Source organism: Chryseoglobus sp. 28M-23, assembly GCF_014789785.1.
Lineage (GTDB): Bacteria > Actinomycetota > Actinomycetes > Actinomycetales > Microbacteriaceae > Microcella > Microcella indica.
Genome location: NZ_CP061846.1, coordinates 2008992 through 2025947 on the forward strand (window position 1 = coordinate 2008992; position 16956 = coordinate 2025947).

12 protein-coding genes are annotated in these 16956 nt (G+C 70.1%); 5 read left to right on the plus strand and 7 right to left on the minus strand.

Annotation, left to right across the window (positions count from 1 at the left end; genetic code table 11):
• Positions 1-125: 125 nt before the first annotated feature.
• The 3 genes from galE (IE160_RS09810) to manA all read right to left on the minus strand — a co-directional run bounded on the left by galE (IE160_RS09810) (position 126) and on the right by manA (position 4479).
• Positions 126-1088, minus strand: a complete 963-nt coding sequence (gene galE, locus IE160_RS09810; RefSeq protein WP_191150971.1) for a UDP-glucose 4-epimerase GalE — start codon at positions 1086-1088, stop codon at positions 126-128.
• A gap of 32 nt (positions 1089-1120) precedes the next feature.
• Positions 1121-3223: a cell wall-binding repeat-containing protein gene (locus tag IE160_RS09815; RefSeq protein ID WP_191150972.1), complete on the minus strand. Its 2103-nt coding sequence runs from the start codon at positions 3221-3223 to the stop codon at positions 1121-1123.
• Positions 3224-3333: 110 nt separating this feature from the next.
• Positions 3334-4479: a mannose-6-phosphate isomerase, class I gene (gene manA / locus IE160_RS09820; protein ID WP_224744444.1), complete on the minus strand. Its 1146-nt coding sequence runs from the start codon at positions 4477-4479 to the stop codon at positions 3334-3336.
• Positions 4480-4646: 167 nt separating this feature from the next.
• Between manA and IE160_RS09825 the strand changes: the two genes are divergently transcribed.
• The 5 genes from IE160_RS09825 (at position 4647) to IE160_RS09845 (ending at position 10014) form a co-directional block, all read left to right on the plus strand.
• Positions 4647-5825 carry an acyl-CoA dehydrogenase family protein gene (locus tag IE160_RS09825; RefSeq protein ID WP_191150973.1) on the plus strand — a complete coding sequence of 393 codons (1179 nt, stop codon included), beginning with the start codon at positions 4647-4649 and terminating at the stop codon, positions 5823-5825.
• 36 nt (positions 5826-5861) lie between these two features.
• On the plus strand, positions 5862-7175 hold the full coding sequence (locus IE160_RS09830; protein WP_191150974.1) for an O-antigen ligase family protein: 1314 nt from the start codon (positions 5862-5864) through the stop codon (positions 7173-7175).
• The gene (locus IE160_RS09835; RefSeq protein WP_191150975.1) at positions 7172-8422 is read left to right on the plus strand and encodes an O-antigen ligase family protein; all 1251 of its coding nucleotides are present in this window, start codon (positions 7172-7174) and stop codon (positions 8420-8422) included. The genes IE160_RS09830 and IE160_RS09835 overlap by 4 nt, the downstream gene beginning before the upstream one ends.
• A gap of 132 nt (positions 8423-8554) precedes the next feature.
• Positions 8555-8812, plus strand: coding sequence for a helix-turn-helix transcriptional regulator (locus IE160_RS09840; protein WP_179872429.1), 258 nt, complete (start codon positions 8555-8557; stop codon positions 8810-8812).
• A complete protein-coding gene (locus tag IE160_RS09845) occupies positions 8809-10014 on the plus strand; it encodes a HipA domain-containing protein (RefSeq protein ID WP_179872430.1) in 1206 nt (401 codons plus the stop codon). Before IE160_RS09840 ends, IE160_RS09845 begins: the two co-directional genes overlap by 4 nt.
• Before the next feature lie 31 nt (positions 10015-10045).
• Here IE160_RS09845 and galE (IE160_RS09850) read toward each other — a convergent pair whose 3' ends face one another.
• The 4 genes from galE (IE160_RS09850) to IE160_RS09865 all read right to left on the minus strand — a co-directional run bounded on the left by galE (IE160_RS09850) (position 10046) and on the right by IE160_RS09865 (position 16923).
• Positions 10046-11005: a UDP-glucose 4-epimerase GalE gene (galE, locus tag IE160_RS09850; RefSeq protein WP_191150976.1), complete on the minus strand. Its 960-nt coding sequence runs from the start codon at positions 11003-11005 to the stop codon at positions 10046-10048.
• Between the two features lie 23 nt (positions 11006-11028).
• Complete coding sequence (locus tag IE160_RS09855; protein WP_191150977.1) at positions 11029-13743, minus strand: cell wall-binding repeat-containing protein; 2715 nt, start codon at positions 13741-13743, stop codon at positions 11029-11031.
• Between the two features lie 17 nt (positions 13744-13760).
• Positions 13761-15545 (minus strand): cell wall-binding repeat-containing protein, encoded by a 1785-nt coding sequence (locus IE160_RS09860; protein WP_191150978.1) that lies wholly within the window; start codon positions 15543-15545, stop codon positions 13761-13763.
• 157 nt (positions 15546-15702) lie between these two features.
• A complete protein-coding gene (locus IE160_RS09865) occupies positions 15703-16923 on the minus strand; it encodes a glycosyltransferase family protein (protein WP_191150979.1) in 1221 nt (406 codons plus the stop codon).
• Positions 16924-16956 lie beyond the last annotated feature (33 nt).

Genomic DNA, 16956 nt, shown 5'->3' on the forward strand with positions numbered 1-16956 from the left:
CGACGCGCGCTCTCGAGCATTTCTCCGACTCTAGTGGCCGTGAGTCTTGCTCGGGTGTCCCACGTTCTGGGGACACCCGAGCTGCGATCACCACCGCCTGCAGGGGTCGCCGCGCCAGGAGCGCCCTAGGCGGATGCCCGCCGCGCCTCCCACGCCGACGCCACCATCTCGGCGAGCGTGTGGCGCATCGCCCAGCCGAGGTCGCGCGCGGCGAGCTCGCCGCTCGCCACGATGCGCGGCGGGTCGCCGGGGCGCCGCTCGGCGAGCTCGGGGTCGACGGCGATGCCGGTGACCCTCGCGACGGCATCCATGATCTGGCGCACCGAGACGCCGTCGCCGGAGCCGAGGTTGTACGCGGGCTCGAGCGGCTCGCCCGCCTCGAGGCGGCGCGCCGCGGCGACGTGGGCGAGCGCGAGGTCGGCGACGTGGATGTAGTCGCGCACGCACGTGCCGTCCGGCGTCGGGTAGTCGGTGCCGTTGATGCGCGGCTGGCGCCCCTCGGCGAGCGCGTCGAACACGAGGGGGAAGAGGTTGTGCGGGCTGGTGTCGCGCACGGCCGGGTCGCCCGAGCCGACGACGTTGAAGTAGCGCAGGCTCGTGTGCCGCAGCCCTGCGGCGACCTCCTGGTCGCGCAGCAGCCACTCGCCGATGAGCTTCGACTCGCCATAGGGCGACGTCGGGTTCTTCGGGGTGCCTTCGGTCACGAGGTCGACGTCGACGGCCCCGTAGACGGCTGCCGAGGAGGAGAACACGCACTGCTGCACCCCGGCGCGCTGCATCGCCTCGAGCAGCGTGATCATGCCGGTCACGTTCTGCTCGTAGGTGTGCAAGGGCCGTTGCACGCTCACGCCGGCGTACTTGAACCCGGCCACGTGGATGACGCCCGTGACGTCGTGGTCGGTGAGCGCAGCATCCACCGCCGCAGCATCGAGAAGGGATGCGCGCACGAAGGGCACCCCCTCGGGCACGAAGGCGGCGTGCCCGCTGGAGAGATCGTCGAGCACGACGGGCGCGAGACCCGCGTCGCGGAGGGCGCGCACGACGTGCGCACCGATGTAGCCGGCGCCGCCGGTGACAAGCCAGGTCATGGCGTCCACGCTAGCGGTCGCGGAGGTCTCGACTACCGCCGGGGGTAGTCGTAGTAGTTGCGCAGCGACGAGGAGCGCACCCACACGTAGCTGCCGTTGTGCACCACCTGGTACCAGGTGCGGGCGCTCGCGTCCACCTCGATGCGCCGGCCGGAGGGGAGGGTGCCGAGCTGGTCGCTCGTGCTCGCGTAGCGGTAGTAGGGAGTGGAGCCCGTCGTGACCGCGTTGAGGTCGCCGTAGGAGGCTCGGGTGCTGATCGGGCCGGTGAAGTGCTCGTAGGTGATGCGGCCGAGTTCGCGCACCCCCTCGACGGTGGCGCCCTGGCTGCCGAGCACGGCGATCGCATAGGAGCCCGTCGGGGAGGTGACGATGCCCGCGTCAGACTGGAACCAGCCGGCAGACGACCACGCCGAGCCGGTCTTGTTGGCCACGGGGGTGCCCGCCTGGACGCCCGCGGGCAGCTTCGAGCGCCACAGCTGGGTCTCGAGCAGCTCGACGAACAAGTCGGTGCTCTCGGGGCTCAGCAGCTCCCCCCGGTCGAGGCGGCTCAGCAGAAGAGCGAGGTCGTCTGCCGTGGAGACCTTCGCGGGGTAGTAGACGCCGCTGCCGCTGTAGCCGTCGTAGACGGTGCGGCGGTAGCCGTCTGCCCAGAACTGGTTGTTGAGGCTCTGCTTGCCGACGAGGTCGACGAGATCCCAGTGGCAGTAGTTGTCGGAGACGTGGATCATCACGCGCAGGCAATTCTGCACGCTCACGCCCGACCGCGTGGGGGTGCTCAGAGAGAGCAGCCCGTTGTCCACGCGGTCGAGTACGGCGTAGGCGACGAAGAGCTTGATGACGCTCACAGGCTCTTGCCTGAGAGAACCGCGGATGCTCACCGCGGTCTCGAGCCCGCCGATCTCGCGCACGCTCACCGAGTAGGAGCCCGGCAGGGTGCGCAGCCGCTGCTCGAGGGCAGCCTTCAACTCGGCGTTGCTCGTCGCCCGATCATCGGACACGGTGGTGCACGCCACGAGCGAGGCCACGCGCGATGACAGCACGGCGGTGCCACCGAAGAGCGTGACGCGGCCGACATCGAGCCGTGTGAGCATCGCCTCGCGCGCCGCGCGGGGCAGGCAGGTGGGCCCGGAGAGGTAGAGCGGGGCGTTCTCGATGCCGGCGAGCACCGCGCCCGAGAGCGCGTCGGCATAGCCAGCGCCGGTGGCGACGAACGCGCGCTCGGCGGTCGTGAAGGCGTGCCCGTTGATCGCGACCGCGGTGGCGTAGCGGTCGGGCCCCGCGAGACGCTGCACCGTGTCGACGGCAAGGCTGAGCTCGATGCCGCTCGAGACGACCGACGCGCCTCCCGCGATGTAGGCGTTCTGCACGTTGCGCGAGGCGATGAGCTGCCTCGTGGCCGAGTCGAGCGTGGATGACGCGCCGTTGACGAGCAGCACGGGCGCGCCGACGGCTCCCGCGGCGGAGGCGGCAGCGAGCGCGTCCGGATAGTTGCGGCCGGTCGCGAGGTACACGGTGTCGCTGGGTGGCGCGAACGTCGAGACGAGAGCGCGGGAGGTCGCGTACCGGTCGGCACCCGACACTCGGCGCACGTCGAGCCCGAGGCGCTTCACCTGCGTCACGACGGAAGAGGTCACGACGGCCGTGCCTCCGACGATGACGACTTCGGCGGGCGCGAGGCGCCTCAGCTCTGCGGCGACGACGTTCGGCAGCGAGCGCGAGCCGGTGAGCAGCAGCGGCCCGCCGAGCGCGACGGCGAGGGGCGCTGCCGAGAGAGCGTCCGGATAGTCGACGCCGCTCGCGAGGAACACGATCGGCACTCCGGGCTCGAAGGTCACCTTCGAGACGGCGACGGCGGTGGCGTAGCGGTCAGCCCCGGCGAGTCGGTCGGCGCTGCTGGCCGCCGTCGACTCGAGCGGAGGGGAACCATCGGGCACGGCGTCGTCGTCGAGCGGTGCGGGCGCCGGCTCTGCCGTGGGCGCGGGCGTCGACGGAGGTTCAGGTGTCGAGGGAGGTTCCGGGGTCGGCGGCGACGTGGGCGCGGGCTCCTGCGTCACGACCGGCGTCGGTTCGGGTTCGGTCACCGCGACCGCTGCCGTGCCGAGCGATCCGCCCGTGAGCGCACCGCTGGTGAGCACACCGACAAGCAGCGCTACTCCCGCAATTCTCACAGCCCCCATGACCGCTCACCCCCCGGTGCGTCGCCTTCAGGGTAACTGACGCGCGCTGATGCGGCGTGCCGCGCGGCTCAGTGCTCAGGATGGCGACCGGTCGCGACGACGACGCGACCCGTGCCCCGGATGCTCAGCGCATCGTCGTCGCAGTACGCAGCCTGCCCGCGCTCGAGCACGAGCGACCCCTGCAGGGTGGCGCTGCCTTCCAGGCACAGCGCGATGGCCGGGCCCCGGGCATCCAGTGTCACGCCGTCGGCGGCGGCACCCGCCTCGACAACGGTGAGGGCGAAATCGACGACGTCGGGGGTGAAGCGCCGCACGCCGGGGGCGACCTCGACAGGGTCGATGCGGGGTTCGGGCACGGGCCGAGCGTCGAGCACGGCCATGAGCTCGGGCACGTCGACGTGCTTGGGGGTGAGGCCGCCCCGCAGCACGTTGTCGCTCGCCGCCATGACCTCGATCGCGAGGCCCTGCTGGTAGGAGTGGATGTTGCCGGTGGGCAGGTAGAGCGCCTCGCCGGGCCGCAGCACGACGGTGTGCATGAGCATCGAGAGCGCGACACCGGGATCACCCGGATAGTGGCTCGCCAGACGTCGCACACTCGCCCAACTGTCGCTGTCGAGCGCGCCGTGCTCGAGTCGACGCGCGGCGTCGATGAGGGCATCCACGATCACCGCGATCTCAGCGCCGCCGGCGATCAGCCACGGCACGACGTCGGCGAGCGCCGCGTCACCCGTGAGTCTCGCGACGAGCGGCTCCAGCTGGGCAGACGCGGCCGACCGCAGATCGGCAACCGAGTCGTCGACGGGTCGGAAGCCGGCGAGCGCGATGAAGGGGTCGCTGAGCGCGTAGATGAGCTCGGGCTTGTGCAGCTCGTCCTTGTAGTTGCGCTTCGGGTCGTCGAGGGCGATGCCCGCCGCGTTCTCGCGCGCGAAGCCATCGCGCGCCTGCTCGATCGTCGGGTGGGCCTGCAGCGAGAGGGGTTCGGCGGCGGCGAGCACCTTGAGCAGGAAGGAGAGCTTCTGGCCGCGGGCCCGTAGGTGGGCTGCGAGGTCGGGCTCCGGCGCGCCCTCCACGATGCGCGCGGGCGAGCCGGGGTGGTCGCCCAGCCACAGCTCGGCTTCCGGCCCGCCGCTCGGGGTGGTGCCGAGCAGGTCGGCGATCGCGGTGGTCGCCCCCCACGCGTAGGGGCGCGGAGTGTTCTCGATGCGCAGCAGCACGGTGGGTCCTCCCGGTCGTCGACTCCACGCTAGCGAAGCCAGCGGCATCCACTCGTGCACGCCGGTTCGTGCACTCTCGACAAGCGGCACGGGCGGGCGCGCGCCGGCCGTAGGGCGCCTCGACAACGGCCGGGCACCGGCCAGGATGCAGGGCGTAGCCTCGGCCCATGACGTTCCCCACCCTCGCCAGCGACTTCTACGGCTTCGAAGCTCTGCTCGCCGACCACGAGCGCGACGCCCTCGTGCGTCTGCGCACCTTTCTCGAGGCGGAGGTGAAGCCCGTCGTCAACGACTACTGGGAGCGCGCCGAGTTCCCCCGGCAGATCCTTCCCGGCCTCCACGAGCAGCAAGTGTTCGGCAACCTGTGGGAGGAGACCAAAGCGGGCGACTACAGCGCCGTGTACGGCGGCTGGACGGCGCTCGAGATGGCGCGCGTCGACGCGAGCGTCGCCACCTACGTCGGCGTGCAGAACGGTCTTGCGATGGGCTCGATCGGCGTCGCCGGCTCACCCGAGCAGCGCACCGAGTGGCTGCCGAAGCTCAAGACCGGCGAGGTCGTCGGCGCGTTCGGGCTCACCGAGCCGCTCTCCGGCAGCGACTCGGCCCAAGGCCTCCGCACGACGGCCACCCGGAACGGAGACGAGTGGGTGCTCAACGGCTCGAAGCGGTGGATCGGCAACGCCACGTGGAGCGACATCACGATCATCTGGGCGAAGAGCACGGAAGACGGCCAGGTGAAGGGCTTCATCGTACCCACGAGCACGCCCGGCTACTCGGCGACGAAGATCGAGCGCAAGCAGTCGCTGCGCATCGTGCAGAACGCCGACATCGAGCTGACGGATGTGCGCGTACCCGAGTCGCACCGCCTGCAGAACGCGAACTCGTTCCGCGACACCGCCTCGGTTCTGCGCCTGACCCGCGCCGAGGTCGCGTGGGCGGCGGTCGGCACCGCGATCGGTGCGTACGAGGCGGCGGTCGAGTACGCGACGACGCGCGAGCAGTTCGGCAAGCCCATCGCCCGCCACCAGCTCGTGCAAGACCTGCTGAGCCGCAGCCTCGCGAACATCACCGCGAGCATCGCGCTGTGCACGCGGGTCTCGCAGATGCTCGACGACGGCGTGCAGCGCGACGAGCACGCCTCCCTCGCGAAGGCGTTCGCGACGACGGCCATGCGCGAGACGGTCGGCCTGTGCCGCGAGGCGCTCGGTGGCAACGGCATCGTGCTCGACTACGACGTCGCGCGCTTCCACGCCGACGCCGAAGCGCTCTACAGCTACGAGGGCACGCGCGAGATGAACAGCCTCATCGTCGGTCGGGCGATTACCGGCATGGGCGCCTTCGTCTGATGCCCTGCCCGACGCGGCCGCACTAGGCTGAGGGCTATGTCGTGGCTCCGCGAGCGCCGAGTGGCTCTTGCCGGCCTGACCCTCTTCACGCTCCTCGCGGGCGACGCCTGGCGGTACAGCATCAGCTGGTACGGCTGGGGCGCGCTTACGGCTCTGCTGGGTATCGCGTGGCTCGTCGTCGCGGTGCGCGCGCGCGTCGACCTGCGCCGCGTCCCCGTGGCGCTCGCTGCGGTTGCCGCCTATCTGACCCTCTCGATCGCCTGGTCGGCGTATCCCGGCGCTTCCGCCATCGGCGTGCTCGTGACCCTCATCACGGGCGCCGTCGCGGTCGTCATGACGCAGGTGCTGACCCTCGGCGACCTGGTGCGCGCCCTGAGCGCGGCAACGCGGTGGATTCTCGGCCTCTCACTGCTCTTCGAGCTCGTCGTGGCCACGCTCGTGCGTCAACCGGTGCTGCCGTTCTGGACCTCCTACGAGGAGCCGTACCCGGCAGCGTTCACCTGGTCCCGCAATGCGCTGCTGGAGGGCGGGCGCATCCAGGGCATCACCGGCAATGCCAACCTGCTCGCCTTCGTGGCCCTCGTGGCCGTGATCGTGCTCGCCGTGCAGTGGAGGCTGCGGCAGACCGACCCCGACCACGAGGCGTCCCTGCGCCGACCGGCGGCGCTCGGCTGGATCGCGATCGCGGTCGGCGTCCTCGTGCTCACGCGCTCCGCCACGGTGCTCATCGCCGGCGTCGGCGTCGTCGTCGTGCTCGGCGTGGTGCTGCTCGCCCGCCGCCGAACTGGTCGAGCCCGCCTCGCGATCTACGGGGCCGCGGTCGCCATCATGGCGGCTGTCGCGACCGTGGCGGTGCTGCTGCGCGACACACTGCTGGATCTGCTGGGCCGGAGCGATGACCTCACCGGCAGGCTCGACATCTGGTCGGCGGTCATCGGCCTCGCGCAGGAGCGGCCGTGGTTCGGCTGGGGCTGGGTCAGCTACTGGGCGCCGTGGGTGGAGCCCTTCGACGATCTGGTCGTGATTCGCGGCGTCACCTACCTGCAGGCGCACAACGCGTGGCTCGACGTGTGGCTGCAGCTGGGCATCCTGGGTCTCGTCCTCTTCTCCGTCCTCGTGCTGTCGACGGTCGCACGCACGCTCGCTTGGGCCGTGGATGCTCCGCGCGGCGATTCCCTCAACCCCGCTGCCCTGCGCCTCGCGCCCGTGCTGCTCCTGGCCATGCTGCTCGTGCACAGCCTCGCCGAGTCGCGCCTGCTCATCGAAGCCGGTCTGCTGCTGCTCGTGTGGATCGCCGTCGCCTCGCGCCAGCACGAGGTGCGGTGGCGGCGAGCGGAGGCGACACCATGACGCCCGCAATCCGCGCCTTCGTGGGCTCGGCGCGCTTCAGCCAGGCGCTCACCGAGGCGATCGTGGGCTTCGCCCTCATCACGGGAGCCGTGCGCGCGATCATGGGTTGGCCCGGCGCTCTCGGCGTGCTCGCCGGGCTCGTCGTGCTCGCGGTGGCCTCCCTGTGGGCGCAGCCGGATCGCATCGAGTGGCGCGGCGTTCTGCCGATCTCGATATTGGCGCTCTTCGGGCTGCTCACGGTGAGCGTCGTGTGGAGCCAGTACACCTGGGTGACGGTCGGCGGCATCGCTTACGCGCTCGGATTCGGTCTGCTCGGCCTGTACATCGCGCTCGTGCGCGACCTCATCCAGCTCGTGCGCGCGGTCGGCAACGCCCTGCGGGTGATCCTCACCACGTCGTTCGTGCTCGAGATCCTCAGCGGGCTCCTCATCGACACCCCCCTAACCTTCCTCGGCATCTCGGGCTCGCTCGCCGAGGGCGGCCCCATCGAGGGGCTCGCCGGTACCCGCAATGCCTTCGCCTTCCTCGGCGCCCTCGCGATCCTGAGCTTCTGGATCGAGGTGCGCACGCGTTCCGTGTCGCGTGCCGTGAGCGTCTACTCCCTGGCTCTCGCCGCGGCGACGATCATCTTCGCCCGGTCGCCAGTGTCGCTGCTCGTGCTCGCAGCCGTGCTCGTCGCCGGGCTCGCCCTCGTGCTCGTGCGGCGCCAGAAGACGGTGGCGCGGCGCGCGACACAGAGCGTGCTGCTCGTCTCACTCGCCGTATTCGGCATGCTCGCGTGGCTCTTCCGCACCGCGCTCGTCGACGCCGTCGACGCCGCGACCGATGTGGAGGTGCGCACGAGCGTGTGGGCGCGGGTCACGGGCTTCATCGACCAGTACCCCGTGCAGGGCTGGGGCTGGGCGGGCAAGTGGCCGAGCGACGTCTTCCCCTTCGCGGTCGTCGCCGATAGCACCGGCCGGCAGCCGCCTTCCGCGCTCAACGCCTACATGGACGTGTGGCTGCAGCTGGGCCTCGCCGGGCTGCTCATGCTCATCGTGGCGCTGAGCCTCGCGTTCGTGCGGGCCTGGCTCGTGGCCTCCGAGCGCCGCAGCACCGTCTACGTGTGGCCCGCCCTCACGCTCGTGCTGCTCGCCACGACAAGCATGACCGAGAGCTACCTGCTCTACGAGGGCGGGCTGCTGCTGTTCGTGACATCGGCGTTCGCGGCCGCGCGCAACCGCTCCTGGCGCGGGCGGCTCGACTAGGAAGAACGTCACCCGCCCCCAGCCGTGCGACGCTTCATATGTGAAGCATTCTCCTGGTCACCGTGTTATGCTTCTTATCTGACGCATATCGCGTCGAGAGCGAGATGCATCAGATCAGAAGCGGAGCGCTCCATGGACAGGAACCAGGCACCGTGGTACCGGGCACGCAGCCGTCACGACATCGGCTCTGCGGTGCGCGAGGCTCGCAAGCTCGACGGCAGGAACCAGGTCGATTTCGCTGAGCGCGCCGGAGTATCGCGGTCAACCGTGCAGCGACTGGAGCGCGGTGACGACGTCTCCGTCGATGCCCTGTTGTCGGCCCTGGCCGAACTGGGCTTGGAAGCGATCATCGTTCCCCGAGGTGCGCACGTGAGCGTGAGCACGCGATGACGAGACTGCAGCTCTGGCTGCGCGGCGAGCATCTCGGCGAGGTCGAGCAGCTGCGCTCCGGTCGTGCGCGACTGCGGTTCTCCGGCGACGCCCTCCGCCGTTGGGGAGGGGGCAGCCGACCCCTGAGCTTGTCGCTTCCGCTCACTTCCCAGCGCGTCGAGGGCTCCAGGTTGGATACGTTCCTGGACGGGCTCCTGCCCGAGGGCGCACTGCGCGCGCAGCTCGATCGTCGGTACGGTGCACGCACCCCCGTCGACCTGCTGCGCCACATCGGCCGGGAGTGCGCTGGAGCGGTGCAGTTCACTGTCGATGACACGGTGCCCGGCGCCGGACGTCTGCGCCCGCTCAGCGAGGACGAGACCGCGTCTCTGGTCAGGGATCTGCCGACCCTTACTCCCCCGGACGACCTGCCGCTCGGTGCATCCCTGGGCGGCGTCCAGGCGAAGCTGCTTCTGGCCCGCACCGCGAGCGGCTGGGCCTGGCCGACAGATGGAGCGATGTCGACCCACATCATCAAGCCGCAACCGAACGACCTGACCAGCCCCCCTCTTCTGATCACCGCGGAGGACTGGGCGATGCGGGTCGCCGCAGCCGCGGACCTGCCCGTAGCACGCACCGAGCTCGTCGATTTCGATGGTCGACAGGCGATCGTCGTCGAGCGCTACGACCGTGCGGGCGGGGAGCGGACCCACCAGGAGGATTTCACGCAGGCGCTCTCCGTGCCCTCTGTCTCGAAGTACGAGTCGACGTTGTCAGGTACGGCGAGACTGAAGTCGATCGCGCAGCTGGCAGCACCGCAGTCCCACTACCCGAGTCGGTTCGCTGCCGGGCTGCTGGAGGCGGTGGCCTTCAACACGATGATCGGCAACGGAGACGCCCACTCGAAGAACTACTCGCTCACCATCGACTCTGCAGCGCTGGTCGACATGGCGCCGCTGTACGACACGGCACCGGTGATGTTCTTGGGGCGGTTCACCCACGCTGGTCACGCCGTCGCGGGGCAGGTCGACCTGCGCTACATCACCCGGCAGCATCTCATCGACGAGGCCGTCTCATGGGGCATGAAGCCTGCGGAGGCCGACACCGTCGTCGAGGGCGTGGCGCAGCGTGTGCTCGATTCCATCGAAGCGACGTCCGTGCCGACCGAGCTCGCGACGATCGTCGAGAAGGTCCGGCACCGCGTCGGGGGATTCGGAAGCTGATCCGGTTCAGCGCCGACGCTTCCGTAGGGGCCTACGCAGTGCGCGCGGCGAGCACCGAGTCGAGAATGTCGTCAAGGTCGTGCCGTGCACGCCAGCCGAGCGCGTCGGCGATGCGGCTGACGTCGGCGACGACGGCGGCGGGGTCGCCGGGCCGGCGGTCGCGGGTGACGGTGGCGGGAGCATCCGGGATGCGGTGCCGGATGCCCTCCACGACGTCGCGCACGCTCGACCCGACTCCCGTTCCCACGTTGTAGGCGCGGTGCGGCTCGGGCTGCCCGGGCAGGGCGTCCAGTACGGCGAGGTGCGCGTCGGCGAGGTCGCGCACGTGCACGAAGTCGCGCACGCACGTGCCGTCGGCGGTCGGGTAGTCGTCGCCGAAGATCTGCGGCGAGCGCCCGGCGTCGATCGCCTCGAGCACCATGGGCACGAGGTTGAGCACGGCCGTGTCGGCCAGGTCGGGCCAGCCGGCGCCGGCCACGTTGAAGTAGCGCAGGCTCGTGACGCGCAGGCTTTCGGCGCGGGCGACGGCGGCGGCGAGCCACTCCCCCGCGAGCTTCGTCTCGCCGTAGGGGTTGACGGGCACGGTCGGCGCGTCTTCGGTCACGACCCCGTCGGCGTCGCCGTAGACGGCGGCGGAGCTGGAGAAGACGAGGTCGCGCACGCCCGTGGCGACCATGGCCTGCAGCACGGCGGTGAGGGCGCCGACGTTCTGCCGGTGGTACCAGAGCGGTCTGGTGACCGATTCGCCGACCTGCTTGCGGGCCGCCAGATGGATGACCGCCTCGACTCCCTCGTCGGCGACGAGCCGCGCGAGCACGTCGGCCGCGCCGGGCGCGGCGAGGTCGAGCTCGTGGGCGGGCATCCCGTCGATGCGGTGGCGCAGGCCGTGCGCGAAGTCGTCGACGATGACGGGGGTGTCGCCGCGTTCGGCTAGCACACGGCAGATGTGCGAGCCGATGTAGCCGGAGCCCCCGGTGACGAGTACGCGCACCAGGTCAGTCTAGGCGGGGCGCGTCAGCAGTGGCTCAGGGCGAAGACCCTCGAGTTCAGCACGGCCGTGCCGCCCAGCAGACGCACCTGTTCGACACCGGTCGCCTCCATGTGGGTGAGCACGGTGCGCGGGACGCAGTTCGGCGGCACGATGTAGAGCGGCTCGCCCTTGCCTCCGGCCAGGGCGGCGCCTGCCAGCGCATCGGCGTACCCCGTTCCCACCGCGAAGTAGCCGCCCGGGTTCGAGCCCGGGAAGATCTTCTGCGTGATCGCCATCGACGTGGTGTAGCGGTCGGAGCCGGCGAGACGCGTGGCGGAGTCGATGAAGCCGTAGCCGCGGATCGTGGAGAGGATGCCGTTCGAGACGACAGCCGTGCCCCCGACGACGTAGACGTCGGTGACCCCCAGGTTGGCGAGAAGCGTGCGGGTCGCCGACGGCACGCCGGAACGAGACCCGTCGACGAGGATCACGGGTGCTCCCACCTTGCCCGCCGCGGCTGCGGCTGCGAGGGCATCAGCGAAGCCGCTCCCTGTGGCAACGAAGGCGGTGCTGGCGCCGCCCGCCCCGAAAGCTCCGCTCGTCACAACTCGTGAGGTGGAGTACCGATCTGAACCTGCTTGCCGCACGACGGTCGGTGCGAGACCGCGCAACGTGCGCTCGACGCTCGCGGACACGACGCTCGTGCCGCCGACGATGACGATCTTGTGGGGTTTGAGCCTCACGATCTCTGTCCGAATCGCCGAGGGCAGGCTCGTCGGCGCGGTCAGGAGGAGGGGAGCATCCAGGTAGGCCGCGGCAGCCGCGGCACTGAGCGCGTCGGCGAACCCGGTTCCCGTCGCGACGTACACCACGCCCTCGCCCGGGGCGAAGGGAACGTACTGCTGCGCAATCTTGGCGGCCGTGGCATAACGGTCCGATCCCGCAATGCGGCTCACCGCGGGCGGCCATACGGGCACGTCGGTCAATCTGACGTCGATACCGCTCGTTGTCTGTTCCGACGTGACGGTCACGGGAGTCGCGCTCGCCGACGACGTCGCGTTCGGGAACCACCGGGAGGTGTAGTTACCGCTCGGATCGACCACGCGAACCAGGTAGTCTCCCGCCGCCAGGCTGGGAGCCAGGAAGTCACCGTTCGCGTCGGTCGTCGTCTGGCTGATGAAGACGCCCTCGGTGTCGTGGAATCGAACGTTTGCGCCCGAGATCGCCGCCCCCGAACTATCGTTCGTCGTCACTCGACCGCCGACTGCGCCGGTGGGAATACTGATCGATCCGACGACGGCGTCAGAGCGAGAGCCTTCGCCCCACCGCGCGGTGACCTCGTAGTCGGCGGTGGCGATGTAGGCGTTCGACGCGTCGATCGACCACGTGCCGTCACTGCCGACGGGAGCGCTCACGGTGCGACCGTTGCTGAACTCGATGTCGACCGAGTGACGAACAGTGCCGTCCGCGAGGGTGCCCGAGAAGTCTGTCCCGGTGCGCGTCACGGCAGGCGTGCTCACGTCGATGAGCGGCTCCCAGTTCGGATACACCTTGGTGACCTGCTCGAACTCGGGAAATGCGGAGAACAGAGTGGCGAACACTCCAATGTTTCCCGCGATCGCACAGGAGTCTGCAGTCGAGTTCGTCGCGGCCGAAGAGATGCCGACCGCTCGCGACCCGACGACAGCAGGGCCACCGCTGTCTCCACCACGAACGCAGATTGCGGCTTCGATAGCTCCAACGCAGTAGTCGCCAGCGGTGATGGCAGGACACGATGGGGTCCCGTTGCCGACATAGACAAGCTCGTCGACGTCCGTGATCAACCCGCACGTCCACCCCGTCGTCGCTCCCGACTTGCACAACGTGGTGCCTGCCATTGCGGGCCCGGCATCACGGAGCACCAGAGGGGGCGACGCCAGTGGGGCACCGCTCGTTGAGTTTTCCCAGGTGACGACCTCCGGCTTCCCGACCCACCCGCTGCCTGTGACGGGGGTCAGACCCAGGTCGTAGAAGGTGTCGTTGCCGTAGCCAGGATTCGGGTATTCATCGGTCACGTGGAGACCGCCGTTGCCGATCGTCGTGAGAGGCGTGCTGAGAGAACCGCCCGAGATCGTCGGCCGGTCAATCGATGCCAAACGCCTCTGGTCCCCCACCACGTCTTCGCAATGGCCGGCCGAAAGCATCTGCAACTGGTTTGACGTGGTGTTGATGCCGGCGAAGCCGACCGAGCATCGGGCAGCATTGTTGAATATGTAGGGCAGACCGCCGAGCAGATCCTCGGCCGGCTCGAGACCCTCGATGACCTCGGTGCCGCGCACGCCCGCCGTTGAGCCGAACTCGACGCGGGCGCCGACGCTCTGGGCGAGCCGGGCATCCGCCGCATTCTCGACGGTGACGACGAGGTCGTAGCCCTCCAGGCGAGCGTCGACCACGTCGATGACCTTGGTGAGGTCGGCCACCACATCGGCCGCCGCGTTGCCGGCCTCGCTCTGCGCGAGCCACTCGGCCCCGCTGAGGCCCACGTCGCGCGCGAGCGCCTGCTGCAGATCGGCGGGCAGTGCTGCGCCCTCCGCGGCGAAGTCGCCCGGTTCGACGTCGACCATGCGCGCCGGCTCGTCACCGATCGGGGTGACCGGCCGCTCGAACGCTCGAACCGGCACCGCCGCCGGCTCTGCTGCGGACGCTGCCGTGACCGGGGACGCCAGCAACGCGAGGAGCGCGAGGAGCGCGCCGGTGGTGGCGGTGCGGGGGCTACGCATCGACGATCTGCCTTCTGCTAGGAGCACGGCCGGTAGTTGTACGCGTTCGAGGTGAGCACCGAGGTACCCCCGACGAACGTGAGGCTCTCGACGCCCGAGAGCGTCAAGTGGCCGACGGCCGCTGCGGGCAGGCAGCTACCGGGTGAGAGGTGCAGCGGCGCATTCTGCGCACCCGCGACGGCAGCCGCCGCCAGCGCGTCAGGGAAGTTGACCCCGCTCGCGAGGTACCCCATGATCGCCGCCGGGAAGGCGTAGTCGTTGATGCTCGCCGCCGTCTTGTAGCGGTCGGCGCCACCACGACGCACGAGGGACGTCACGTCGGTGCCAGACTTCAGCGAGTTCAGGTAGTTCGACGAGATGACCGCCGTGCCACCGGCCGCGACGACCGTGGTTGCCCCCAGCTGGGCGATGACGCTCCGCGTAGCAGAGTCAGCCGAGTTCGACCCCGGCGGCACGAGCAGAACGGGAACCCCGCGAGAGCCCGCGGCAGCGCTCGCCGCAAGAGCGTCGGGGAAGTTTCCGCCGCTCGCGACGAACACTTCGTCGGCACCCTCAGGGAACGCCAGCAGCGCGAGTGCGCGCGCCGTCGCGTAGCGGTCGTCGCCGGAAACCCGGGTGACGGTCGGAGCCAGCGACTTCAGCGCATCGACCACGGACCCTCGGATGACGCTCGAGCCGCCGACGACGACGATGTTCTCGGGGCTGAGCCGCACGATCTCGGCTCGAACCGAGGCCGGCAACGTCGAGCGGTCGGTGAGCAGCAGCGGCCCACCGGCCACCGCGGCCGCCGGCGCTGCCGCAAGACCATCGGCGAAGCCCGTGCCGACGGCGATGTATACGGTCGAGACCGAGCTGGGGTCGGGGTAGGCCGACGCCGCGAGAGCCACCGAAGTGGAGTAGCGGTCGGCTCCTGCCAGACGCGACTTCGCGACCGTGCTCGACAGCTGCCCGGTGGGGTTGCCGAACCAGTCGGTGTAGAGGCGCCAAAAGTTGCGGTTGCCGTAGCTCGAGCAGCTGTCGCCCAGGCCGTAGAGGTTGCTCATCGCGGCCGAGTTGGGCGTGTACGGGGTGTAGATGTAGAGGCCTGCGGTGGCCGCGTTGCGGATCGTGACCGACTTGCGGCCGCAGGAAGTGTTCGGGTGGTGGAGGATGCTGTTCGACCCGATGCGGTAGTTGTAGCCGGTGGGGTTGAGTCGGTAGCGCTGGAATTGCGCGGACGCGTTGTACACCTGGTTGTAGAAGCCCGCGAAGTCGGGGTGGCACCAGCCGGGGCGCGACGGGTCGTCCGGGCAGTAGTAGCCCATGGCGCGCTCCAGCGTCGAAGACGATGGAGCGGTGCGCGTGACGAGGCTCTGCTCCTTCTGCAGGGTGACAAGGATCACCTTGGCGCTGATGCCGCACGCCTGCTGCACCTTGTAGATGATTCGCGCGGCGGACTCGTTGCTCGCACCGCTGTACGAGCGGCAACGCTCGGTCGCCGCACGCGAGGTCGTGCTCTGGGAGTAGACGTTGAGGCAGTTGGAGTTCTGGCAGCTGCCGATCATGCGATCGAGGAACGACTGGATCTGCGACTGGGTCATCGCATCGCGGTCGTAGAACTGCACGTCGCTGATGATGTAGCCAGGGTCGAAGTCGGAACGACTCGCGGCCGACTCGAAGGTACCGCTCGACACGACTGCGCGGTCAACAGGCGTCTCGTCGACGACGACGGGCTCCTCGATCGGCTGAGCGTAGGCGGGTGTCGAGACGACGACGAGGCTGCCGAGCAGGGCCGCAGCGCCGATCGCCGCGACAGCAGGCAACGAGCGCCTTCGCGCCTGCGGCGCGCTGGCCTCGAGAGCAGTATTAGACCGCGACATGATGAAACCCCCCACTCGCAGCCCCCTGCCGCGAGTCACAGCAGTCACAACAGTAACTCGATACCGGCAGAAATGGGAGGCCCTCACTCGGGGGCGTTCGTTAGACGAACCCGAGGAACGATCGCAGGGCATCCGCGCTTCGAGCGCCGTCGTGGTGGGCGCGCACGAACTCCGGCCCGGCGGAGGCCCGCTCGGTAGCGCGAGCGGGGTCGGCGACGATGTCGCGCACGACCGACTCCAGCGTCGTCGCGGTGGCCTCGATGACCGGCAGCGCCTCCCCGCACTCGCGCTCGACGACGCCCCGCACCTGCTCGTCGACGTGACTGACGACGACCCGGCCCGCCGCCATCGCCTCGCACGCCGCGACCCCGTAGATGCCGAGGCGCAGCTGATCGACGACGATGTCGGCCTCGCCGTAGGCGGCCACCATCTCGTCATTGCTGAGGCCCGTGATCGAGCGGTAGTCGATAAGGCCCTCTGCGGCGAGGCCGTGCAGAACGGGGTCGATGAGGTCGGTGCCCTTCACGATCGTGCGGCTCGGAATGTGCACGATGAGGGGGCGCTCGCGGTCGACGAACGGCGCGCGGGTCGTCGCCCAGCGGTCGGGGTCCACGACAACGGGCAGCCATTGCGCTTCAGGCAGGTCGACGAGCAGGTCGGGGGTGGAGACGAACACCGGCAGATCCACCTCCTCCACCAGGGCGGCGTTCTCGGCGGTGACGCGCTCGAGCGCCGCGGTCTGATCCCAGCCCTCCGGCCCGAACGGCGACCACTCGGCGCGCGCCCGATGGCGCGAGGGCGAGCGGATATCGCTGCCGTGGAACAGCAGCGCCACCTCGACGCCCGCGCGCCGCAGCCGCCGCAGCTCGCCGCGCACGTCGCGCCGATGCGGGTCGCCGAAGAGCGGCGAGGCCGATTCGAGCAGCACGTGCGTCGCCCCCGCGAGCACGGCGCGACGCTGCGCCCGCTGCCAGCGCCGCGACCAGCGGTACTCCCCGCGCGTGACGCTCTGGTCGGCCGGGAACCTCGCGAACCTGTTCATGTCGATCTGCATGGCGCGGGCGACGACGCCGTCGAGCCTCTCGGCGGCGCGGGCCCACGCCCAGCCCTGACCCGCCGAGTTGGTCGGCGCGACCAGCAGACGCACGGGCGCATCGCGCGGCAGATCGATGGCCGGTGAGGGATGCCCGGGGTCGAAGCGCTGCGCCGGGTCGACCATGCGCGACACCAGCGCGCCGGGTGTCACGGCGAGCGCCGCCCGCAGCACGCTGCGCAGAGCATCCTTGCCCCGCTCCACGGGGCGTCGAGGGGGGCGCGGCACCCGCTCACGCTACCAGCGGGCACCACCCCACCC

Coding starts and splice junctions, on each gene's coding strand:
- galE (WP_191150971.1), bottom strand. CDS start 1,088: ATGACCTGGCTTGTCACCGGCGGCGCCGGCTACATCGGTGCGCACGTC.
- IE160_RS09825 (WP_191150973.1), top strand. CDS start 4,647: ATGACGTTCCCCACCCTCGCCAGCGACTTCTACGGCTTCGAAGCTCTG.
- IE160_RS09830 (WP_191150974.1), top strand. CDS start 5,862: ATGTCGTGGCTCCGCGAGCGCCGAGTGGCTCTTGCCGGCCTGACCCTC.
- IE160_RS09835 (WP_191150975.1), top strand. CDS start 7,172: ATGACGCCCGCAATCCGCGCCTTCGTGGGCTCGGCGCGCTTCAGCCAG.
- IE160_RS09840 (WP_179872429.1), top strand. CDS start 8,555: ATGGACAGGAACCAGGCACCGTGGTACCGGGCACGCAGCCGTCACGAC.
- IE160_RS09845 (WP_179872430.1), top strand. CDS start 8,809: ATGACGAGACTGCAGCTCTGGCTGCGCGGCGAGCATCTCGGCGAGGTC.
- IE160_RS09855 (WP_191150977.1), bottom strand. CDS start 13,743: ATGCGTAGCCCCCGCACCGCCACCACCGGCGCGCTCCTCGCGCTCCTC.